The sequence below is a fragment of the Bradyrhizobium sp. U531 genome, from assembly GCF_051710265.1.
Lineage (GTDB): Bacteria > Pseudomonadota > Alphaproteobacteria > Rhizobiales > Xanthobacteraceae > Bradyrhizobium.
Window position 1 is genome coordinate 78486 of record NZ_JASVEN010000015.1, and the last position, 20708, is coordinate 99193.

The window sequence follows — 20708 nt, forward strand, 5'->3', positions numbered from 1 at the left end:
ATGTTCAGTGTCCATGCACCGCGTCAAAACAATGAATCGGCCTTCTAAAAAACACCACTACGTGCCGCAGGCGCAGCTTCGGAATTTCTCTGCAGATCCGGAACGCAATTTTCTTTACGTGCTAGACAAGCAAACGGATCGCTCCTTCCGAACCTCGATACTCAACGCTGGCTCAGAAAACGACTTCAACACCGTCAGTCTCGGCGCCAGCAAGTGGAACTTCGAAGATCTATTCCAGGAGGTCGATACCCGGTCGCCCCGTCTTATTGCGGAGATCCTCTCGCGCGAGTCGGTAGCCTGGCTATCCGAGGATGATCGTCTTGCTTTGGCCGACTTGTTCGCCACCCAAATGCTCCGCACGCATTTCAGTCGGACCACACCGGCGCACCTCGCCGATCGTCTTCGGGAGATGACACGGCAGCTAGGCTACGATCCGGATCAGGATCCGACCATGGCGAAGCCATCCGATGCCGCGCTGCGCCTCGGCGCAGTACGGACATTCCTCAATCGCAGCGAGCAAGTGGTCGCGCTTCTGCGCCTGTATCCCGCCCTCTACCGAGCGAATGGAGGCCATAAGTTCATAATCTCTGATCATCCCGTCGTGCTGATGAATCCCTTCCCCTATGGGGAGCTTGGACTTACTTCGCACGGCATACTTGTCGTCCTGCCGATCTCACCCGAGATCATGATAGCTTTGCACTGTCCGACAATTGTGAAGCGCTACGAGCTGGCTGAACAAGCGGGTCTCGAGGCGGATCAAAAGGAACGAGTGTTCGGATACAGAGACGGCCTCAGGTCCGGCAACCCGATCGATATTGATGAGGAGACGGTGCTCTTCCTCAATCATGAGCAAACTATTCATAGTGCGCGGTATCTCTACGCCGCCACGGATACGTTCGGTCTCGCGCGCGAAGTGTTGGAACAGCAACCTCACCTTCGGTCCGTCGCGACACACCTGACGTTAGGCGACTTGGGACGGCCGCCTAAACGAGATTCAGGGATGCCGCCGGGAACACACCTCGTTGTCCACGGTCCCGCCGATCACGGGGTGCTCGCAATTGACGAAATCGACCCTTCGGGAGAAGGGATCACCGCACGGACAGGCCAGATCGTATTGTTAGCCCAAATGGCATCTGATCAGGGAATGCTCCGTGTCCAACTCTATATTGATGGACGCCCCATGCGCACCCTGGGCGCGGCCATGATCGAGCCTTTCGGAAACACGGCCGATGGCTGGTTCCGCGTGGTTCATCGTGATGCCAGCTTGAGAGAGTTAGGCAAGCGTCTGGATCGCAACCGCCTTTAGGCTTCATTTTCTGGCCAGCATGCCGCCGATATTGAACGTCGAGCAATTGGTAGCAAACGTCGCGAACCTTACGCAGTGAAGCGCATCTCTTCTTGGACCGTGGCGCTTTCGCCCACAGTTGGGTGGGCTGGAACCGCCGACCACCTGTTCCACACTTTGTGGTGCCCTTAAGTCACACATCCATTAGCTCGACATGTTGGTGTCAAGCAGCGCCAGAAGTGAGCGCACCACAACTAGTCGTCGACGTCCGATCGTTGTCGTGACGATACGCCCAGTTCCTATCAACTCGTAAAGCTTCGTGCGTCCCAAGCCGGTCACTTCGCATGCATCGTCAATCGTGCAGGTGAGCCGCTGGGCGAATGGCATTGTGCTCCGTTCTGCGGCTTTCGGAGCGGATGGAATGACTTGCGACTGTTGTCCGCCAGTTTTCTCTCGTCGATTGTATCTCACGCGGCCCTCCTATTCGCAGAAAACTCGACGAGACAAGAGTTGATTGTGTGACGAGCAACGTCAATGCGAACAGCCGAGGGCGCTCGCGTGCGACAGCGTACGTCAGCGGCGGTTTGAATATTTCCGGACACCAATGGCGATGAGGAAATTTTTCGCGAATGCGCCAGCCACAATGAGGCATCGTGCTGAAGCAATTTGGCGAATATCGGCAGCAAAGTCCGCAAGCGTTCGCCGCTGTTCACCAGCGTCTTATTCAACCATTATTCAACGAACGCGGCTGATGGCTACCTAAGTGCCTTAGTTTGCTGGCGCTCCCTAGGGGAATCGAACCCCTGTTTCAGCCTTGAGAGGGCCAAGTCGATCCGCTCGATGATCATCCTGAAAAGAGTTCGGCGATAGAGGCCCATAGATGTCAATCGCCGATTCGTCTGCCCGAGCAGGCGCGACCGCACCAGTTTCGCACCAGAAACGACCCAACCGAAGCGTAACGAACGCGATCGGGTTCTGACGAAAAGACAGCAACATCAACGAGGCCGATCGCTATCCCGCCGCTCATAACGATCTGATTGCTGGTTCGAGTCCTGCCATTTGCACCAGGATAGCAACGACTTATACTAGAACGCCTTTCTTGGCCCTGCCGAAGGACTAGAGACTGGATCGCCTAGAGCAGCGAACTCGCAGCCCCTAGGTATCCGCCACAAGCATCAGACATGTCGGTCAATCGAACATTCGCCGAACGGACGTTAGCTAATTTGTTCCAATCGTATCTAGTTCACCTCGATCATGCGCTCCTTTCGAGGCCCTGCTGACTTGCGGACTCTACAAGCCGCGAGCGCGACAATGCGCTTCTGAAACTTTTTAGATGCCTCTCACCGCCAGTCAGCGCTACCCATAGATATCGATCATCTTGGGATCCAAGATCCGCAGAAGAGTCAACGCTTCGCCCTCGATCGTCCGGACGCTTTGAACCTTGACATCGAATTGCTCGATATGTCGGCGATCAAACCAATAGCTCGCGGACTCCTTCTTGACAGGTCCGACCCGGTTGACGCCTGCGAGCGATAGGCTCACGCTCGATCTCAGGTCGATATCGTCCCGAACTCTTAGACCCCCAACCATGATCCCCGGCCATTGCCACTTCGTGCCTGCCAGATCCTGTGCGATCAGGATCAAAGGCTCTCGTGTCATCCGCATGATTCTTATGCCGGTAGCAGCCAGGCTTGCTTTGAACTCTTGAGAAAGCCCGACTACAGCGTCGAGCGAAATATCTCCGATCGCTTGAAGCTTCGGCTTGATGAGGTACGGAGGAAGGATGAGATCGGAGGAATAGACGTCGGCCATCCGTTCGGCATTTCGCGAGCGCTCGTCCAAGGGACGACCGATGTCGTCGGAACGGCAAACGAACGATTGACCTCGGTGATGATGCCAATGTCCAAGCTCATGACCGGTGCTGAACCTTTTCCTGTTCGGTTTAGCTCCGTCGCTCACATAGACGATCGCCCGGTCCTTAAAGCCGATGATCTGGGCTTCGCAGCCGACGAGCCGCCTGTACAAGACTTGCACGCCGACACAATCCGCGATGGCGAGGAGGTCGATTTCCTTGGCCTCGGAAATGCCGAGTTCGACGAGGAGCTGTTCGGCCGGGCGCAAGCTATCATTCCTTCAGCTTGCCGGACTCGTCGATAAGCCCGAGTCGCAGACAAGCCTCGAGGAAGCTGTCGAGGTCGTTGTCTGATTCGATACGCCGATTGCGTGCCGCAATGGTCATGTCGCCGGTGAGGTCGACCCTTTTGGTAACGGCAGAGTGGATCTCACGCTTCTTCGCCGGGTCGAATGATAGGACCATTGCGCTGAGGGGTGCTTGAGATTCGCGCGGACGCTGCCGGGCGGCCGCGAATTTCCGGCGCTTCGCAGCGATTTCGGGAGCCTGGAAAACCGCGTCGAAACTTTCCAGCAGATCGTTCGGATCCATGCCCAAGGCGATCAGATACTCGTCTAGTTCGGATCCTTCGAGCGACAGAATCTCCTGCTGGATCTCTTCCAGGAGCTCTTCGCGAAACGAGAGTTCACGATCGGTCTCCATCACAATTTCCCTTCCTTATAGAGGGAAGCACCCCACTTCTTCATTCTCTTCCTGACAGTTTCATAGTTCGTTACGTCCCATCCGGTTTCGGCGAGGATTTCCTCCCGCGTCGCGTTGTCGTCCAGGAGGAGCAGCAGCGTTTTTGCCTCCTCGTCGTCGCAGATCCGGTAGATCTGCTCGCGGAGGAATGCGGCATCCTGGGGAGGCCCCAGATCCTGCGCGAGTTCGATCGGGTCGGGCGCATCGGCCGACGCGGCTACGAGCCGCTTTCCCTCGATACGGCGGACCGTTGCGCTTCGGCGCCGATCGTTGGACGCAATGCTGTTCACCGCGCCCAACAGAACTTCGAATGCATCGTCTCCGGCCTTCGAATCCGGATTTAGCCAACGTGCCCGAGCGCTCTGAAGGAGGTCATCGACTTGCAAGGTGGTGCCGCGCACCTTCACCCGCGCCAAAGCGACCAGCTTCTTCCGCTGGTCCGCGGTAAGCGTCAGCAATGCCGCCGCTTTTGGGGATTGATCGGTCAATCGGCTACCTCCGAAAGCCATAGCTCGCGAATCGAGCGAAGTAGGAAATAAATTTAGCGGAATTCCGCTTCCGACTTCTCACTGGTCGCGAGCTTTAGAAGGTAGGGGCTCACTTCGAGCCGGAATACATTAGGCGAGACGAATATGACAGCCAAGCTGACCTTTTATCCCCTTGTCAGCGCCGACGTCACCCGCATCGACCTGCCCGAGGTGCTCAAGGCCGACCCGCGGGCCGCCATATGAGCCTTCCCGTTGCAGCAGAAAAGAAGTTGAGCTTCTTTCTTGAGCAATTTTGCCCGGATCCGGTGGCGATCCGGAACGCGTTGGAACGCACCCGTCTCTGCACCGAGGTCGACCGGCTACCGGGTGAAACGATCTGCAAGAGGGGCGACCGTGTCCAGGGCTGTTGGCTCGTCATCGATGGCCAGGTCGAGATCCGGGCCGACGATCAGATCGTTACCTTCCGCGGGCCAGGCGAACTTTTCGGTGAGCAGGGTCTGGTGCACGTCCTGTCCGGCAAGGATGGTGCCCGGACCGCGGACGTCAAGGCGATCGGGCCCGTCAAGCTGCTGTGCATCGACGCCTCGTTTCAGGAGCGACTCGACGACCGAGAGAAGGTCATCTGGACGCTGACGCTGGCGGGCGTGATCAACCACAAACTCGAGCAGGCAACCAATATGCGCTCCGAGTTGCGCAGCCTGGCCGCGCAGCATGAACTGCTTCTCCGCCGGTTTTCGGACGGAGACGCCCTCGGCCTCGTCAAGATGGCGACCAGCGGCGAAAGACCTTCGATTCAGAACCGCCGCGCGATCGTCCTGTTCAGCGACATCGCCGGCTTCAGCATCTGGTCGGCCTCGAAGGCCGCGATCGAGGTCGCCGAACACCTCGGCAAGCTCGCGGCGATCCAGATCAACGCGATACGCGGATCCGGCGGCCAGATCGACAAGCTCATGGGCGACGGCGCGATGGCCTACTGGTTCGTCGACTCCGACGACCGCGAGCGGTGCGAGCCGACTTCCGCACTCGCCTGCGTTCTGAAGATCGCGTCGGAATGCAAAGCCTACTTCGAGCAGCACGGCCTGCCGCTTGGCCTGCGGATCGGGCTGCATGCGGGCGACGTCTCGTTCGGCGACTTCGGCGCGGAGAACAGGATCGCCGTCACGCTGCTTGGCGCCGCGGTCAACACAGCGGCCCGGTACGAACAGGCGAAGTCGCCTGAACTCGGCGACATCAGGATCAGCCCGACCTTGCGCGACCTGATGGTCCGGTCGGGCACCAACCCCGACACGTTCCGGGGCCCGACGAGGGTGGCAGTGAAGCACGACGTCGAACTCGACGTCTATTCCATCTGAGGAGAAGGTCATGCCCTGGAATCAAGATCGCGCTAAATCGAGAATCCGCGAGCACCTGAAGACGGTGCCCGAAGTCGATCGCCAAGTGGCGCTCGACAGCGCCGTCCCGGCTAAGCGGGGACTGTTGAGCCGCATGCCGAACCGCGAGGCGTTCGTCGTCGAAGGCGCGCACCTGTACGGCCAGCTTCTCGACTTCGAAGATCTCGTCACGGAGCACGGTCAGGAGACCGAGGCGGCACACCGCCGCCTGCTGCGCTTTCTGAACATGCACTACCGGGTCTGGGACTCCATCGTCGAAGGCGACGACGGCGACCGCATCGACTATCACGGCGCCCGTCTTCACGCCGTCATCGCATCCCCGGTCGGCAACCCCGCGGCGCAGATCGAGCGCGCCGTAGCGCTTGCCCGGAAACTTACGGAAGCCGCTCGGAAGGTCGGCGACGCGCACGGTTTTCCCTCGCGTATCCGTTTCGGCATCGATCACGGCAAGTGCCTCGCCATGACCACCGGCCGCGGCGCGCACGAAAAAGACACCCTTTTCCTGGGGCGGGCCGCGAACCACGCCGCGAAGCTCGTCGCTTCGAGCTCCGAGCAGGGCATCTTCCTCACCGACACGGCCCTGAAGCGCGTCACCGCCGGGGCAATTCAAAAGCGCGCGGGTACCATGACGCTCGACGAGGCTTACGTCGAAACCGCAGCGAGGAAATATGCCTTCAACAGTCTCGATCGAACCGCCTCGGCCGTTGCGACGGATTTCTCGGAGCCGATGTTCCGCTTCAAGCGCCCGACGCTGCCGCTGTCCACCGTCAAGTTCAGCGAGCTGTCACCAGCCAACTCGATCCGCATGGGCATGGCTTCGATCTTCGCGGACATCGACGGCTTCACCAACTTCGTCGACCAATCGATCCTGGGCGGCTCCGAAAAGATCCGCGAGGCGGTCAAGGTCGTTCACGTCATCCGAGAGGAGCTCAACTCGGTCCTGAAGGAAGATTTCGGTGGCAAGCGCGTGCGTTTCATCGGCGACTGCATCCACGGCTGTGTGGCCGAAGGCGAGCGCGCCGACGATGCGGCGAAAAGCGTGCGCGAGGCGGTGCTGTGCGCCTCCGCCATGAGGTCTTCGTTCGATCTCTGTCTGGAGACGGTGCGTTCGGACGCCGCAATCGATTTGGCGGTCGGCATCGAATACGGCCCGACCCCGTTGACCCGACTGGGCCACCGCGGCGACGAGGGCGTCCGCTGCGCCGCCAGCCGCGCCACAATCGACGCCGAACGGACGCAGCAGGCCATCGAACATGGCGGCGTGCGCCTGGGCGCGGCCGCGGCCGCCGTCGCCGACCCAGCCGTCCGCAAGCACTTCTCGGCAGGCCGGCTGATGTCATTCGACTCCGCTTCGGACCTGCTTTGGACGGCGCAAGCACCCGCGGTGCAGATTCTCCGTAGCGAACCGGCGGCGCGCTCCCATGCAACGCTTTCGAAGTCGCCGCGGGGATAATCGCCGGTCATGTCGCTCGCCGCGCTCGCACAATGCTGTCCCACATGGGCGGAGTTCCGGCCAGTAGACGGTCGCGAGGCGCACGTCGACATCGTTGCGGTGCGCGCCAGCAAGACCTTCACCAGGCTCTTCGAGCTCAAGTTGCTGCACCTTGGCAGCGACGTCAGCGTGTTCGAGCGCGAGATCAGCAAGGCACTGCCGTCGTGCTGCCCCGAGCGGCATATCAACCCGGACGGCTCGTTCTGCATCGGGCTGCGTGCCGGCGAAGGCATCACGACCGAGACCGCACCGGCGTGGTGGGACAAACTGCATGCGTTTGCGCTCTGCCAGGAGACCGCCGAGGAGACCGGTTTCTGGCCCAACGAAGCCCAACTTTCCCACGGAGAAGCAGGCGAAGTGGAGCTCGCGGCGGAGAATGCGGCTGATCAACTCGGCTTGCGCGCGATCTATCGCGAGGCCGTCGCCTTCGATACTGGGCTCATCGCGTCCGGCTTGCGCAAGATCGCCCCTAAGACCGGAGCGTTGCGGAACGGGCGCAGCGCGTGCGTCTGCGGGCGCGCCGATCGGCACGGACGCGTCATGCTTCGCCGGGATTGCCGTCGTAGCGGGCTCGGCTGCCCGATCGTGTTCGAACACCGGCGCCGTGCCCTGGTCGACGGATTTTGGCGTAGCCTTCGGGGCCATGTGACCTGCTGCGGCACCATGCAGGAATGCCCGCTCAGAAAGACCGACGGCAGCGCCCGTCCTGTGACCGCAGCGCAGGGGGTTACGACGTGACCTCCTTCTTTGTGCTCACCTCGGCGGAGGCCATGGCTACAGCCGAGGCCATCGAAGCACTACGGCCGCTGTCGTGGTCGGCCGCTCTGCTCGAACGCGCGGGCGAGCGCGGCGGCCTGTCCACCAACAACATGGCGACGCTGTTCGAGGTCCGCTTCGGTCGCGCGCTGCACGATTGCGGCGTCGCGCCCATCTAAAGGAACTCCTGCCTCGCTAAACAAGTGATTACCCGTTTGCGAGCGATAGCAATCGCCGTGGTAGCTACCTTGTAGCTATTACGGATCGCCAATTAGGAGAAGCACAGCTAATCATTTGATTTTAGTGGTACAGTTGGGTGGGTACTGCCAACTCCCAGCCGGGGCCTTGATAAACCTGAGTTATTTGCTGCCGCAGTGTCAGCTTTTGTAGCGGACTTTTGTATTTCAGCAATGAGTTTTAAAATCAACCTGACTGTCGCATACTACTATTCCTAACGGCGGGAGGAGCTTGATGGCTTGGCAACCGGACATTTGGACGGGTGATGTGCGTCGGGTGCTCTATATGCGTTTGGTGAAGGAGTTTGGTCCGCTCGAGGATTGGGAGAAGACGCACTCGCCCGGGCGCAATCTAGACCAGCAGTTTGAGGATTTCTGCGCTGCGTTTGCCAAAGCTGTCGGAGCCAAATCTGGAGAGGCGGTTCAGATTCAAATTCGGTTTGCGATGCCAGAGACAGCAAAGGGCAGCAACTGGGGACGACAGGCACAAACGGCCATTCTGAACAAGGCGGCCGCTTTGGAAGCTGGCTTTATCGAGGACAAGCACCTTCCAGACCTGCAAGCCGTCGGGCGACAGCCTTCGCTGGACCAGCTTTAAACTAGGTCCTAGCAACGAACGCCTTGGAAGGGGGCTCGACCTGCAGGTATTGCACCTGCGCGCTATGGAACAAGAAAATTCCCAAGCCGAACCGCGCTAGCTAGCTCGAACCAGGTGATGGAGCACCGAAGAAAGGCATTAGCCTTTTCCTCTGCTCGCCATTCGCAACCATATTGAAGTAGGGCACCCAAAGCTTTTCCTGAACTTTCCGAACAACGCCGTCGTATTCAGGGATGGCCCAAAGCTTCTTCCACGCCGCCCCATCGTGTTGGGCAATTACGAAATTGATCGCACAGATCGGATCCATTGGGGGTGTAGGGACACGCGGCGGGGCCGTCTGCATCAACGCACACAGGTTAGCCCCAGCATGGAACTTCGCTTTCTCTAGGCAACTCCCGGGAAGAAATCCAACCGTTTGGGCAAACTGATCCTGAGCGTGCCCGCCCCTCTGATAGTGAACCCACGGATGGGGCTCCGCAGAATCTCCCTCAAAACAATGCGTGTCGATTCTCCAATGATCTTCCACTGCGACGGACGTGTTCCCAAAAGCAACGCTGCCTTTAACGCAAACCTGAAAATCTGCGCGCCGTATTCGATCAAAGTGCTCGCCTCCTAGCCGTGTGGCAACTTCGACCTTTTCGTAGCACTCGTAAATTATCTGCAGCGAAGCTCTTTCAAGCTTTGTCTTCGCTGGATGCAACTGACGCGCAGCGGGCGGGACAATCATAAGCTCCGGTATCCGAATGGCTCTATAACGCCTTCCGGTGCCGTCTTCCGTTGCAACCACGCTGGCCTGATTGCGAATTGACCCCAAGCTTCCCAGCAAACCCGCCGCCAAGTCGGCCGTCTGCCTCACTCTATTCAACGCGTTTGCGAAGCGCTGCAAATCCGCAATCGTTTCCGTCCAAAAAACAGGTAACTTCATGGCCTGAGCCGCTTGAGATCATTTTTGTCCAGGCGACCGTCGTCCTTATGCATAAGCGCAACATCCAGCGCCGCTTGTTCTGGCTCCAACCAAGGCTCTCGCGTGACGGCCGGAATCATAGAAATCGCAGTCTGCGGATCGATTGGGACCAAGCGTCCTTGCTCTCGCGATATGGTGCAAAGCCTCCAGTACCGATTATTCGGCTTCGATAGCGGCTTTAGGCTCTTCAACTTGAAATGAGCAATTAGCTTTTCCACGCGTTGAGCTGCGGTGAGCTCTTGAAGGAAATGTTCGGCATCGACGCCATGCCAAAACCTTTCCAATCCTCGCGCCCACCAGCGCTTAAACGCTTTCGAGCCCAAGCCGCAATACGCGGCAGTGTCGATTTTTTTTAGCAACGTCTTCCAGGATGGGCCGGATGCCTTCACATCTATCCCAAGCCGTACCGCGACCAACGCTTCGTCAATCAACAGCCCTTCTGGCTCGAGGAACGTCCGTACGAATGCTCCAGCGCCAACGTGAACGGCTCCCCCCTTGGCCATCCCTGCTTGCATTCTCTGGAACAGTCTCTCGTCGGACCAAAGCTCAAATTCCTTTACGGTTAGGCCGCACATGCCCGCTAAGCGCTTCTCACTGAACGCCCTGCGCGCTGACAGTTCATCGTATAACTCCCTTAAGGCTACGCATCGCCGCGTAACATCCAAGGCATCTTTGCGCGCAGCATCTTTCGGAACCAGAAGATCAAACAGGTCATTGCTGCCCGGGTCAGCTCCTACGAATTTTCCTACAGGGACTGGGTTGGCAAAACGAATCAATGGATAGTCGGCCAACAACCGACTCTTCTGCTTCGCCCGAATATCTTGAGCTATGCCAAGCCCAGTCCCCTTCACACCCGGGTCGCTTGACAGATCGATATCCACCAAGACACCCGCAATCGGCTCTTTCGTTCTGCTGAGAAGCCCTTCGCCTACTTCGGATGGCTTCATCCGACGCCACCTAAACCCGGCGCTTTCGACGACCTCATTGAACGTATCGCAATAAGCATCAACGTCCTTTTGATCGTCAACCACTACCCAAATTCGCGTCGTCTTAGGCACGACCAACTCCCTCATCAGGAACAAGCACCTCGAAGCAGGTTGCGTACCCAAGCGGGGGCTTCCCCACACTAATTTCGCCACCAAAATTTTCGACGATCTGCTTCACAATCCACAAACCGATTCCCGTACCGACGGCGAACCGTCGCTCTGGTGCAAAGCTCGGCGGAGCATCCTGGATCGTTACAAAAGCGTCGAATATCTGCTTTCGAAGTGATGATTGAATACCATCCCCTGTATCACAGAAGCGAAGCACCAACCTCTTTTGAGACACCCGATCTGCTTCAATTAGAATCTTACGGTCACCGCCTCCGCGCTTAATCGCCTTTATCGCATTCGTGAGAAAGTTAAGAAGAATGGAGCTAAGTTCAGCTTCATGCATTGGCGCTGCAAAGAGTGGATCCAACTCGGGTACTTTTGTTTCGACCTCGATACCTTGCAGCTCGACTATGGACTCTACGCCTTGTGCAAAATCTACGACGGCCTTTTTCAAACTGACGGGGGCCCGCTGCCTAAGATTTCTTGATGCCATCGTCTCATTGAAGTAGCCCGTGAAGGCTTCGATCCTCTGTCGGGCGCCGTCAACTCGCGTGATCGCTTTTCGGAGACTGGCGTCCTTCGAAACACTACTTGCAAAGGCCAACACTCGATCCATGTCTAGACCGAACGTCTGAAACGTGACACGAATCTCGTGAGTGAATTCGGCACTTGCCATTCCGATGCTGGCCAGAAATCTCAGCATCTCAACTTCTTGAACATAAGCAGCTGCATCGGCCTCAACATCCCGAAGGCCCTGTTCGATGGATTCCAGTTCGTGCCGCAGTTCAGGCGGAGGACTCTCCGCACCCGTAAGGTCGACTTTCTCAATTAATTCCTTGACCTTCTGCCGCATACTACCGGCGTCACTCGCCCGTTCGCGCGCTTTTGGCTTTCGTTCGCTCGCAGCACCAACCCGTCCCCGATCTGAGGCAATTGCATTTACAGCGGTAATTAACACAGAGGACAGTAGATTTTGGAGTTCCTGAAATTCAGGGTTGTCAATCAATCCCTCTCGCGACGTACGCTCTTCAAATCTGTCCCCTTTGACGTCATGGAGTTCGACGACACCAAAAAAATTTCGATTTGCTATTGGCGCAAGTGTTTCCGCTCGGCGAGAGTAAATGAAATCTAAGCCAAGCCAATCGTCGTCGGGGTCGCCATAGGGAACGACTCTGAAGCCGTTCCTATAGACTCTAATACCTCCTCGCTCACTGAGAAGCTGACGGATGCGAGTTGAGACGATACCTGGCAGAAGATTACCTTGAAGAATGAAGTAGTGCGCTTTCGCCGCAAGGTCGCGCAGGTGTTTGTAAGCGACCGGCTTCTTGTTGTTGGCATCATGGTGGATTTGCTTCCATGAGCGATTTTCGCCGAAGCGATTTTTCGTCAGCCTCCATTGTGCAACTCCCTTGGAGTCGACCCGCACTTCTATGATGGCGTGGGCGTGAGACAAAATCTCTGACTGCAGATCGCTAATAGTCGTATCTTCGAAAAGCTCTCCCTCTCGAATGAAGCGAACTTCGAAGCCGGGGTCAGCGCTCTCATCTCCCGCCACCTTGGCAATTGGAAATGGCTGCAACAGTCCCACTACATTGTGAAGACAACGACGGAGCTGATCTTCACTCCAAGAATCTCTTAATTTTTCGATCCGAAGAGTCGTGCCTAGCGCTTTATCATTGGTTTGCTCTAGCCGAGCCTTCACGTCTCCGAGCTGAATCCCGGGCTTGAACGCGTCCCAGTCGACGGACAGCCGAATTCCCTCCGTCCTACGGCTCTTTGTTGTAAGCAGAAGTGATCGCCCCAAACGCTCGGCTGCGAAACGTCCGATACCTTTTCGCCCAGCGCGAATGCGGCGGAACTTAGGGGACTTAGGCTGCTCCACCTTTCCGGTGCTCGCGATACGCAGGAATCCGTTTGTAAGCTCCTCCAGCGTCATCCCGCTTCCATTGTCTCGGATCTCGAGAACTGAAGGCTCTTGCTGCGTGAGGACGACATCTACGTGAGTAGCATCGGCGTCGTATGCATTCTTAATCAACTCAGTCAGCGCGGTCTCTTGTTTGCCCACCAACTCGCGCCCGAGTCGAGCAATAACGCTTGCATCGGTACTGAAGGAAACATCCTTACTGGCCACGGGGTGCCTTCCGCTTCTTGCTTCCAAGACGTCGCAGTGCTCGTCTCTTAGTAAGCTCCATTTCCATTTGACTCACCGCCGCTCGCCATTCCGAGCCGAAAAACTGAGGCATCACAAACTCGTCCGCGAGGGCGCGGGCTATTTCCGTTGCTCCAGAGCGCAAAGCTATATCGATCCGATTGAACATTGCTTTGCTAATATGTTTTTGGGGCAGCAGAATCGGAAGGCGTCGCACGTCCTTTAGCTCGAATTTAAGGACACCGCCTCCATAGACTCGGCCAATTCGTTCAGCATGAAGTTGCGTGTAAGTCGAAAGGACAGCGACGCAGACGCTACGCATTGTTTCTTCATCTCGGCATTTGAATCGTATGCGATGGAGCGTGTTCGTGCAGGTCACTCCTCTCTCGACCATAGTTAGGTGCGGACCGAGATGATTCATATAACTAAAGACGGCATCGCATTCACGTCCGAGCTGAACGCGCCACCAAGGCGCCCTTTTTGAAAACCAGAGAACTCCTTCGCGGCGCTCCTTGGTGATCTTCAGGAGGTACTTCCGCAGAGGAGATCCGCGTTTCCCAAGTGCGCCCTTTGGGAGGAACAGCAGAGTCCTTTCGCCCAAACGGGCCAGTTCGCGGGCATCTTCCTTACTGAACGAAAGTCCCTTTGCATGACGCGCTCGCCCGATAATGGGCGTCATGGCCCTAGACGGTATCTTGCTTTCACGGGCCGTTTCTTGGTTCAGCAGGAAGAAGTCGTTGGCCCCCGTAACAACTCCGATTTCGACCGTTGCGAGTTCAGCTAGAGTGACGCTGCTATCAACCGTGAACTTATCGCCAGCCGTGGGCACGTCAGAATGATAAACGCGATCACTGGCGATTTCTCCACGCTCGAGTCTTTCCGCGGGGCCGTGGCCATAATCCGCAGCCAAAACTAAAACGGCGCTTTGCTGCGCATCGCCTTCCCACTCGATTGCCTCCGTGACACGAACGAGTCTAACTTGCCTGAATCGTCGCAACAGCTCTTCGACAGCGGGACGGGCATAGTCCGCGAATTCAATGGAAGCAGGAACGACAAAGGCTAGCCGCCCCCCCTGCTTCAAGAACTCCAGGCTATGAATGAGAAAATACACCCATAATCCAGGTGCACCTGAGACGATGTCCTTGAAGTTCGTCGTCCCTCTGAGTTCTTTTCGCTTTTTTTGACTCAGGTCGTGATTGCGGGTGAACGGAGGATTAGCGACCACCGCATCGAAAACTCCCAATTCAATTGGCGATTGACGCAAGAAATCTACGTTGCGGAAAGCTGCGCTTAGGCCGGGAAACGCCTGCTTCGTTTTCTTGATGGTGCGCGCATCGATTTCACAGCCGACAACCGTGCCTGCAGATTCTGCTCTCAATCGATGGAGGACTGCTCTTACGAGAGCACCTTGGCCGATACTTGGCTCCAGAACCCTCTGGTTTGGTCCGGTTACCACCCAATCTGCCAGAAAGTCAGCTAGATCTGGTGGTGTGTAATAGGCTCCAAGTACCTTCCGTCTGGCTTCTTGCACGAATCCCGCCCCCAGCTCTCGCCGTGCCCCCTATACAAGAATTTGCCGCTGACGTCTTTTTGCCGAAACCGCCACGTTTTGCGAAATCAGCGGCGTGTCACGGCTGCAATACTACCTCGCGGCGGGCACCAAAGCGGAAGGTGGCAGCGAAAATGCAGTTGTATAAATCCTAAACGGACGTATAGATTATTTACAGATCCCGTCTGGAGGATCCTCACGTGCCCACGGCTCCCCTCATCACCTACATCCGCGCATCTACCTCGGGCCAAGGCCGCTCAGGCCTGGGCATTGAGGCCCAGCGGCAGACCCTGGCCCACTTCGCGTCCTCCGAGGGATACGAAGTGTCCCGCGAGTTCGTTGAGGTAGAGACGGGCAAAGGCTCTGACGCGCTCGACCGCAGGCCTCAACTCAAGGCCGCCCTGGCCGCTGCACGGAAGCTCAAGTGCCATGTAGGCGTGGCGAAGCTGGACCGGCTCAGTCGCGACGTTCACTTCATAAGCGGGCTCATGGCGCACAAGGTGCCCTTTGTGGTCGCTGAGCTTGGCCCTGACGTAGACCCGTTCGTGCTCCACCTGTTCGCCGCGTTGGCCGAGAAGGAACGCGCGCTGATCTCTACGCGCACCCGGCAAGCCCTGTCGGCCGCTAAGGCCCGCGGTCTCACCCTAGGCAACCCTAAGCTCCACGTGGCCCGCAAGGGAGCCGTAGAAGCCGTGAAAGCCGAGGCGGACCGCTACGCCGCGAACGTGCTGCCGATCATCCGAGAGGCCCAGAAGGCCGGCGCGAGCACGCTCAGGCAGGTGGCGGACGCGCTGAATGCTCGGGGTATCCCTACAGCCCGAGGAGGCCAATGGTACGCCCAGTCGGTCGCAAACATCCTTGAGCGGGCATAGGGAGCGGCCACGATGTCAACCCTTGGGACAATGATGGTGCTGCTCTCCACACTCCTCACTGCGTTCCAGGCCCCCAAGGGCCCAGGCGTGCTCCTCATCGTCGGCCTGTGGCTGATCTACCGCAGCGGTTGAGGCGAAGCGCGCCCGCACGAATCTGAAATCAACGGGTCCTTCCTTGAATAATGGATCCTAAACTCATCATCGCCCCCCGTGCCACTTCGAGCTTCCTTGGCTTGAAGGGGCGGCGGCGGCGAAGGTTGCGGCAGCAGCGTGTTGCTGAGCCCGCTATGGTGCCGGACCGTGCCAACCACATCAAAATGCCTTCGCCTTTAGCAATCATTCGACACTTGTAAATTAGCTGCCACGCCGTTCCGTATTATTTACTTGAGGGCCGTGCTTCTCTCATCCTCTTGCACTCTGGATGAGGAGCACGAAGTGCTACACGATGTTCAAAATCAGTTTCGTCAACTCGGATCCATGGAGCGAACCCTCGTTGTCCGCTTCTCCACAGCGATACTTGTGTTGCTGGAGTTGTATCATCGCTTGACCGTTGCGCAGGCCACCACATTCCTCGCGGTTTGGGCTGAGGAGGGACTAAAGGTATCGACGCTGGCGGACAGGTGCGGCGTCAAGCCTTCCACCATCTCCCATCATCTTCGGGTCCTTACTACGAGACATATTCGTGGTGCCGATGGTCGGCCTTCTGGTCGTCAAGGATGAACGCACCCAACGTGACCTTCGACACCGCTATGTATTTCTGACCGAGCGCGGATCCGCCCTGGCTGCACGCATGGTTGAAGTTTTAGACGCTGGCGGACGGCGGAGGATAGCCCCGATGGGCATCCTGGACCGCCCGGAGGACTGACCCTGCTCGCCCGTGCCGGTACTTTCGGGCGGGTCCGGCACCGGCAGGCCGGTAGGCTCAGGGTTGCCTTGGCGTCCTATGGCTTCTCTGGATTCGTAGGGAGGCCGGTGAGCGGCCCTCCGTTCTTTGGCGGCTCCTGAGTGCACCGGCGCCGCATGTAGTCCTGAGATTCCGTAGGGCATTCTGGGGCCTGTCAGGCCGCGCGGTGCCCCAGGCGTTCCCCACCACACCCGCCTTGTAACATTATCGCCACGGCAGGAACTCCTTTGGGGCGCATCACCCGGGCCCGGTCCAACATTCTTTCCACGTTATGGTGCGGGGCCTCGCCGGTATAGCTCAGGGATAATCCCGTGGAGATACACCCCTGAGATATGCCCCTCGGACCCCTACCGAGTTGTATCCCGTCAGCGTTATAACTGAGTTTACCAATCCTCTGGATCGGCTTCGGGTTTCACTCTGGCCACCCTTCCCGTTTGTAAGCGGAAGTGGAGGAGTAGTGCCTCTCTCGCGACCTTGTACTTGGAGACGGGGACGATGAGACTATCGTGGACAGGGAAGCTCGGAACTTGATGATCTCGCATCAGGGTCAGCATGGCTCCAAGAATGGCCTGGCTTTCAAGGTACATCAGATCAGCCCAGCTCATGATCCGTCCTCTGATGCGCCCGCCCCACCGCTCAAGCAACGGATGACGGTGCAAGACCTTCTCTCTAATCACCCTCATGGGATAGCGCCCTGGATCGAAGCCGGTTCGTTCCTTCGCTGCGAGCTGGCCAAGAAGGCTATCGAGGACGTTCTTGCTCCATTTGCTGAGGAGATTGCCATTGGAGAGCGAAGCATTGACCCAGAACTTGGCCACATGCCGGTCGAGGTCAGTGGGGCCGAGGATACCCATGTAGGCATCTTGGCTGAGGTCGAGTTGCTCATCGCACAGGGCGTAGAAGATAGTGAGATAGGACGAGGATAGGTCGAGCTCGACCACACGGTGGCCGTCGATCCGCAGCTCCTGGCGGTCTACTGAGGGGAGCGATTGGTAACAATGGGCTCCTTGAGGCTGTGAGTACAGCCGACCGCCCTTATCCCACCTGAAGCCTGCACCGTACTGATGGAATTTTCGAACCCATCCGAGGTGCTTGATTGTGCGCGTGGGGTGAGTGAGCGGGTGTTTGGCAGCGAATGCGTTGAGTTCTGCAAGCTGTTCACGGAGCCGCGCCACCACCTCAGTGTTAGGAGTGCGTTCGAACGGTTGGCTGAGCTGAACCAACTCAGAAAGCATTACGAAATCGAGGTCGAAATGATCCAGCACATTAGCTGGTGTGATGCCGTGCTCCGCAGCAATCTCCAAGAGCTTCGTCGTGGCCCGATACCGCGTGAGCTTGCCGGACGTGGGGCCTGGGTTTCCCATCGCGAGCATGCCCGGATAGCCCTGCTTACGCTGGATCAATTCCGCTTCAAGCCAAGCCTTCGCCACGCCATCGAACATAGCCCATGAGACGTCTCGGCCAGTGTAGTCGCTTTTCCTATGGGAGCACCTGATCCATCCCTCGCTCCGGCCGGTTTCAATAGCGGCGAGCAACTCAGCGATGAATGCACCGCTCGCGTGCGCATAGCTGACCAGTGTCTTCCGCCGCGCGTATGCTTTGCCCCTTGCCGCTTGTGACCTCGGATAGCGCTGGGCCAAATCGCCCATGAGCTTGAAGGCTTGTTCGGTTGAGGGTGTTGCACGCAGCGTGGCTAAAGGCGCGTTGCCGAGCGGTTCACGGTGCTCCCGTGGGGTCTTTGGCTCCCACCCCACCCGCTCCTGCGGCTCCCAGTTCTCGGATTCATCAGCCATAGTTCAAGTCAACCTGTAGCGTGGGAACTTCTTCAGAGCCTCTGCCATGTCCTCGACAGTAGGCGCCCCGTACTTGCGGCCCTCCGTCGCGTGCTCGTGCCCTGTGATTTCGTCGTGTAGCTTCTCTGGGATGCCGACGCGGTCGGCAATTTGCTTGAAGGTGTGTCGCCACGCATGATTCGGCTTCACCTCCGGGTCGGTCACGCCGATTTCACGCACCCATGTGCTCAGGTGGGCGCGAGTGGTGGCCGCACGAGAGCGACGTGGCTTCGTCGGATCATCTTGCGTTGGGTCGGTGTCGTGGGGATTGTAGAATAACGGCCCATTCCCAGCCCTACGCACAAACTCGGTAAAGCCCTGCTCGACAAGGTGTTCGTGAATGGGAACTATGCGGGTCCGTCCCGTTTTCATAGTCCCCGCTTCTACCGTGAGGGTCATGGCATAGAAGCCATCACGTCGTTTGATGTCCTCGCCGCGCAATTGGGTCACCTCGCCAGACCGAGCACCGGAGTAGGCGCATAGCCAAGGCACCCAACGACGCGCGCGATCACGGGCTGTCTTGGGCGCCTCATAGGCCAATGCCGCCTGCAAAATCAAGCTCGCTTCCTCCGCCCGGAACGCTTTCGTTTCGCGCGTCCGCCGCCTTCTGGGCACATCCACATGCACCTCTTTGAACGGGTTCTTACCTACGTGCTTGTGCAGAGCGGCCCAACCGAACACGCGCCGTGATGCTGACAGCCACACCTCTCGCACAGTGTAGGCGGTGCGCTCCTCCCCAACGAGGCGGGCGACCCACGAGCGGGCGGCATCCTCCGTGATGCCATTGGCGGCGGTGTCTGCGAAGTGCTTCTGCATCTCAAGGAATACAGCACGCCATCGCGAGACGGTCGTGGGCGCTGGCGTGGTGGCTTTCACGAAGGCTTCGAACAATTGCCAACAGCTCGCACCAGTCGCCCGATGCGCGGCGCTCTGGGCGAAAGGCGGAAATTGTTGGGGTGTCAAATCAGGAGAGTAGTCACCGTTCGCCCGCTTCTCCAGCAGAGTGATGGCCGACAGTAGATGGTCGCTAACGGCATCGACAAAGAGGGCGTAAGCTGTGTGGTTCAGGGCTATGCCCTCGGTGGCAAGGAACGTCGCAACTCGCGCTATCTCTGCAATCTGGGGGCGCACTGCCTCGCGAACTTCGGGCTCCTTATCCCAATCAGGGTCAAGGCGAGGATCCTCCTGATAGCTGTCTGGTGCGTGATCATAGATCACATCCCATACAAGATAGTCGCTCAACTGCGCCCACCGCTTCGCTGGCCCTGGCTCATCCTCGTGTTGCTTCACGAACCAGTTGTACCAGCGCCCCGCGAGCGCGATTGCGTTTATTCTTGTGAGCGGCTGGCCCTCGCCGTTCCTTTGGGCACGCAAGGTCGCAATGCGGGTCTCTATCTCGGCTTCCCACTCTCCGAGACGGGCCTTCGCTTCGTGTTTTGGTGTGTCAGCAGGGAGCTTGAGGTGAGCCTCACGCTTATGCCCGTAGAGCCTCTGGTACTCCTCACGGACATCCTCGGGGATACCCTTGCGAGCAAACCACCGACCGTCCGCAGCTCGGTTCAACGCGACCATTCGCAATGCCATTTGTAGCGCCTTTTGTATTTAGGCGGCGCAAATAGGTTAGGTCTATCAGTAAGATACCGGAGTTGCGAAGGAATTTCCCAGCTTGGTACAGTTGGGTGGGCTCGAACCACCAACCTCCTGTTCCACAGCCAGAGGCATGGGCACGACGATCGTCGGTTCTGCCGTCAGCGGCGCGGGTGTCGTTCATTTCAACGTCGGCGACAGCCGGCTGTATCGTCACTCGTCTTCCGGTCTTGTCCGACTGAGCCACGACGACGTACCGATAGGTACAAGTGGACCCGGCCCGCGTCGGTTTTCACACCTCATCACCCAATCCCTCGGCGGGCGCGTCGCAAACACCCGCATCCGGCCGCACCTCGGCTCGACGGGGCCGCTGACGATCGGGGAGACCCTCCTGCTTTTGCAGCGACGGATTAACCGACATGGTCGGTGAAGACGAAGTGGCTTCGGTTATCGATGCCGCCAAAGGCGTGGAAGACTGTGCATCCGATCTGCTCGGATTAGCGCTCTCAAATGGCGGACGCGACAACATATGGATTGTCGTTGCAAGGATACTAAGCGCCTACGATCCGTCCCATTTGTACGCCACAGCTACCTAGCAGCCATACCCGCGCTCTTGATTTCTATCTTGCTGGAGACGTCTACGATATCTTATTGCCCCAGACCGGTCATGGTTCGGGGCGGAGGCATGAGCGGCAAGGACGAAAAGACTCGGATCGAGGCATTAGGGTCGCCAGGCAGTCGGAAAATCCCACGTGTCGCGAAGCGCCATCGCAAGAACCGGGGCATGCCACCGCCCGCGACGTTCGATATCGAGACGCTGCCGGGCAGCTCTAATTTGACGGCTTTGGAGACGGCCGCGGTCATCCGGCGCACGCCCGGAGCGCTGGAGCAGTGGCGGCGCGATCCGAACCACCCGCT

General features: G+C 58.2%; 19 protein-coding genes, 1 tRNA gene and 1 pseudogene. 10 read left to right on the plus strand and 11 right to left on the minus strand.

The window, feature by feature from the left end; all coding sequences use genetic code 11:
* Nucleotides 1-13: 13 nt before the first annotated feature.
* Complete coding sequence (locus QRQ56_RS37560) at nt 14-1306, plus strand: DUF4238 domain-containing protein (protein ID WP_438746788.1); 1293 nt, start codon at nt 14-16, stop codon at nt 1304-1306.
* A gap of 183 nt (nt 1307-1489) precedes the next feature.
* Here QRQ56_RS37560 and QRQ56_RS37565 read toward each other — a convergent pair whose 3' ends face one another.
* The 5 genes from QRQ56_RS37565 to QRQ56_RS37585 all read right to left on the minus strand — a co-directional run bounded on the left by QRQ56_RS37565 (nt 1490) and on the right by QRQ56_RS37585 (nt 4366).
* On the minus strand, nt 1490-1672 hold the full coding sequence (locus QRQ56_RS37565; RefSeq protein ID WP_438746809.1) for a helix-turn-helix domain-containing protein: 183 nt from the start codon (nt 1670-1672) through the stop codon (nt 1490-1492).
* Between the two features lie 390 nt (nt 1673-2062).
* A tRNA-Glu gene (locus tag QRQ56_RS37570) sits at nt 2063-2127 on the minus strand.
* A gap of 514 nt (nt 2128-2641) precedes the next feature.
* A complete protein-coding gene (locus QRQ56_RS37575) occupies nt 2642-3406 on the minus strand; it encodes an ImmA/IrrE family metallo-endopeptidase (RefSeq protein ID WP_438746789.1) in 765 nt (254 codons plus the stop codon).
* A 4-nt stretch (nt 3407-3410) separates the two neighbouring features.
* Nucleotides 3411-3839, minus strand: coding sequence for a hypothetical protein (locus QRQ56_RS37580; RefSeq protein WP_438746790.1), 429 nt, complete (start codon nt 3837-3839; stop codon nt 3411-3413).
* Nucleotides 3839-4366: a hypothetical protein gene (locus QRQ56_RS37585; protein WP_438746791.1), complete on the minus strand. Its 528-nt coding sequence runs from the start codon at nt 4364-4366 to the stop codon at nt 3839-3841. Before QRQ56_RS37585 ends, QRQ56_RS37580 begins: the two co-directional genes overlap by 1 nt.
* A gap of 239 nt (nt 4367-4605) precedes the next feature.
* Between QRQ56_RS37585 and QRQ56_RS37590 the strand changes: the two genes are divergently transcribed.
* The 5 genes from QRQ56_RS37590 to QRQ56_RS37610 all read left to right on the plus strand — a co-directional run bounded on the left by QRQ56_RS37590 (nt 4606) and on the right by QRQ56_RS37610 (nt 8839).
* Nucleotides 4606-5718, plus strand: a complete 1113-nt coding sequence (locus QRQ56_RS37590) for a cyclic nucleotide-binding domain-containing protein (RefSeq protein ID WP_438746792.1) — start codon at nt 4606-4608, stop codon at nt 5716-5718.
* A gap of 10 nt (nt 5719-5728) precedes the next feature.
* Nucleotides 5729-7210 (plus strand): adenylate/guanylate cyclase domain-containing protein, encoded by a 1482-nt coding sequence (locus QRQ56_RS37595; RefSeq protein ID WP_438746793.1) that lies wholly within the window; start codon nt 5729-5731, stop codon nt 7208-7210.
* Between the two features lie 9 nt (nt 7211-7219).
* Nucleotides 7220-7987 carry an E2 domain-containing protein gene (locus tag QRQ56_RS37600; protein WP_438746794.1) on the plus strand — a complete coding sequence of 256 codons (768 nt, stop codon included), beginning with the start codon at nt 7220-7222 and terminating at the stop codon, nt 7985-7987.
* A complete protein-coding gene (locus QRQ56_RS37605; RefSeq protein ID WP_438746795.1) occupies nt 7984-8184 on the plus strand; it encodes a hypothetical protein in 201 nt (66 codons plus the stop codon). The genes QRQ56_RS37600 and QRQ56_RS37605 overlap by 4 nt, the downstream gene beginning before the upstream one ends.
* A gap of 292 nt (nt 8185-8476) precedes the next feature.
* Nucleotides 8477-8839, plus strand: coding sequence for a hypothetical protein (locus QRQ56_RS37610; RefSeq protein WP_438746796.1), 363 nt, complete (start codon nt 8477-8479; stop codon nt 8837-8839).
* Between the two features lie 100 nt (nt 8840-8939).
* Here QRQ56_RS37610 and QRQ56_RS37615 read toward each other — a convergent pair whose 3' ends face one another.
* The 4 genes from QRQ56_RS37615 to QRQ56_RS37630 are packed head-to-tail and all read right to left on the minus strand — an operon-like array spanning nt 8940 to nt 14577.
* Complete coding sequence (locus QRQ56_RS37615) at nt 8940-9764, minus strand: hypothetical protein (RefSeq protein ID WP_438746797.1); 825 nt, start codon at nt 9762-9764, stop codon at nt 8940-8942.
* Nucleotides 9761-10861, minus strand: a complete 1101-nt coding sequence (locus QRQ56_RS37620) for a hypothetical protein (RefSeq protein WP_438746798.1) — start codon at nt 10859-10861, stop codon at nt 9761-9763. The genes QRQ56_RS37615 and QRQ56_RS37620 overlap by 4 nt, the downstream gene beginning before the upstream one ends.
* A complete protein-coding gene (locus QRQ56_RS37625) occupies nt 10854-13028 on the minus strand; it encodes a sensor histidine kinase (RefSeq protein ID WP_438746799.1) in 2175 nt (724 codons plus the stop codon). The genes QRQ56_RS37620 and QRQ56_RS37625 overlap by 8 nt, the downstream gene beginning before the upstream one ends.
* The gene (locus QRQ56_RS37630) at nt 13018-14577 is read right to left on the minus strand and encodes an N-6 DNA methylase (RefSeq protein ID WP_438746800.1); all 1560 of its coding nucleotides are present in this window, start codon (nt 14575-14577) and stop codon (nt 13018-13020) included. The genes QRQ56_RS37625 and QRQ56_RS37630 overlap by 11 nt, the downstream gene beginning before the upstream one ends.
* 218 nt (nt 14578-14795) lie before the next feature.
* On the opposite strand from QRQ56_RS37630, the gene QRQ56_RS37635 reads away from it, so the two are divergent.
* Both QRQ56_RS37635 and QRQ56_RS37640 read left to right on the plus strand, forming a co-directional pair.
* On the plus strand, nt 14796-15467 hold the full coding sequence (locus QRQ56_RS37635) for a recombinase family protein (RefSeq protein WP_438746801.1): 672 nt from the start codon (nt 14796-14798) through the stop codon (nt 15465-15467).
* A gap of 477 nt (nt 15468-15944) precedes the next feature.
* Nucleotides 15945-16187 (plus strand): helix-turn-helix domain-containing protein, encoded by a 243-nt coding sequence (locus tag QRQ56_RS37640; protein WP_438746810.1) that lies wholly within the window; start codon nt 15945-15947, stop codon nt 16185-16187.
* A gap of 567 nt (nt 16188-16754) precedes the next feature.
* Here QRQ56_RS37640 and QRQ56_RS37645 read toward each other — a convergent pair.
* Both QRQ56_RS37645 and QRQ56_RS37650 read right to left on the minus strand, forming a co-directional pair.
* The gene (locus QRQ56_RS37645; RefSeq protein ID WP_438746802.1) at nt 16755-18164 is read right to left on the minus strand and encodes a hypothetical protein; all 1410 of its coding nucleotides are present in this window, start codon (nt 18162-18164) and stop codon (nt 16755-16757) included.
* A 3-nt stretch (nt 18165-18167) separates the two neighbouring features.
* Complete coding sequence (locus tag QRQ56_RS37650) at nt 18168-19787, minus strand: tyrosine-type recombinase/integrase (protein ID WP_438746803.1); 1620 nt, start codon at nt 19785-19787, stop codon at nt 18168-18170.
* Between the two features lie 422 nt (nt 19788-20209).
* On the opposite strand from QRQ56_RS37650, the gene QRQ56_RS37655 reads away from it, so the two are divergent.
* Entirely contained in the window at nt 20210-20386 is a 177-nt protein-coding gene (locus QRQ56_RS37655) for a hypothetical protein (RefSeq protein ID WP_438746804.1), read from the plus strand.
* A gap of 89 nt (nt 20387-20475) precedes the next feature.
* Nucleotides 20476-20708 (plus strand): annotated as a pseudogene (locus QRQ56_RS37660) (hypothetical protein); the annotation flags it as partial.

Excerpts from the sequence above, each read along its gene's own strand:
- QRQ56_RS37590 (WP_438746792.1), top strand. The coding sequence starts at position 4,606 with ATGAGCCTTCCCGTTGCAGCAGAAAAGAAGTTGAGCTTCTTTCTTGAG.
- QRQ56_RS37645 (WP_438746802.1), bottom strand. The coding sequence starts at position 18,164 with ATGGCTGATGAATCCGAGAACTGGGAGCCGCAGGAGCGGGTGGGGTGG.
- QRQ56_RS37640 (WP_438746810.1), top strand. The coding sequence starts at position 15,945 with ATGGAGCGAACCCTCGTTGTCCGCTTCTCCACAGCGATACTTGTGTTG.
- QRQ56_RS37560 (WP_438746788.1), top strand. The coding sequence starts at position 14 with ATGCACCGCGTCAAAACAATGAATCGGCCTTCTAAAAAACACCACTAC.
- QRQ56_RS37610 (WP_438746796.1), top strand. The coding sequence starts at position 8,477 with ATGGCTTGGCAACCGGACATTTGGACGGGTGATGTGCGTCGGGTGCTC.
- QRQ56_RS37595 (WP_438746793.1), top strand. The coding sequence starts at position 5,729 with ATGCCCTGGAATCAAGATCGCGCTAAATCGAGAATCCGCGAGCACCTG.
- QRQ56_RS37600 (WP_438746794.1), top strand. The coding sequence starts at position 7,220 with ATGTCGCTCGCCGCGCTCGCACAATGCTGTCCCACATGGGCGGAGTTC.
- QRQ56_RS37650 (WP_438746803.1), bottom strand. The coding sequence starts at position 19,787 with ATGGCATTGCGAATGGTCGCGTTGAACCGAGCTGCGGACGGTCGGTGG.
- QRQ56_RS37580 (WP_438746790.1), bottom strand. The coding sequence starts at position 3,839 with ATGGAGACCGATCGTGAACTCTCGTTTCGCGAAGAGCTCCTGGAAGAG.
- QRQ56_RS37565 (WP_438746809.1), bottom strand. The coding sequence starts at position 1,672 with ATGCCATTCGCCCAGCGGCTCACCTGCACGATTGACGATGCATGCGAA.
- QRQ56_RS37655 (WP_438746804.1), top strand. The coding sequence starts at position 20,210 with ATGGTCGGTGAAGACGAAGTGGCTTCGGTTATCGATGCCGCCAAAGGC.
- QRQ56_RS37615 (WP_438746797.1), bottom strand. The coding sequence starts at position 9,764 with ATGAAGTTACCTGTTTTTTGGACGGAAACGATTGCGGATTTGCAGCGC.